The organism is Paenibacillus sp. NRS-1782 (genome assembly GCF_050467685.1).
GTDB lineage: Bacteria > Bacillota > Bacilli > Paenibacillales > Paenibacillaceae > Paenibacillus > Paenibacillus terrae_A.
Map to the genome: position 1 here is coordinate 1 of NZ_JBITPH010000132.1, position 571 is coordinate 571.

General features: G+C 42.0%; 1 protein-coding gene. It reads left to right on the forward strand.

The window, feature by feature from the left end; translation table 11 throughout:
* Window positions 1-64: 64 nt before the first annotated feature.
* Window positions 65-571 (forward strand): Ig-like domain-containing protein (locus tag ACIFQM_RS25055; protein ID WP_430066436.1); only part of this gene is annotated, 507 nt, incomplete at its 3' end.

The following is a 571-nucleotide window of genomic DNA, read 5'->3' on the forward strand; positions in this document are numbered from 1 at the left end:
AACAGGTAAAGTCATCTCCATACCAGAGGGAAATATTATAGTTAGGCTACAGGACAATGTAGACATGCGAAACATCGCATTGAACCAACGATTCTACATCACCCATCAGTCATTTAAAATAGTTGGAATTGACCGCACGATGAATGGCATCATCCAATTGAGTTGTCTAATGGATAGCATAAATACAGCTTATGATGACGTGGAACATAACATTTCTGACCGATGGAAGTACGAGATTGCTCATACCTACGCATTACATATCAATCACGGAACGATAACCTATGTACGGCTCAACGAAATAATACCGTTGAATGTGACCGCTACGGATAACGGGAATGAGATGGTTAATCCAGCCATAACTTTCATTTCAAGCGATCCGAGTGTGGTTAGTGTAGATCAGCAAGGACAGGTTATGGGCATTGCTTTGGGACAAGCAAGTATTACTGCAAAACTAACGTATCATCCGACAGTGTTGAGCACCATTGAAATGAGAGTCGTCGAAACAGGAACGCATATCTATTCGATAGCCATTACTGGTAATCCCATCCTCAAAACAGGCCAAAGCGCCTCA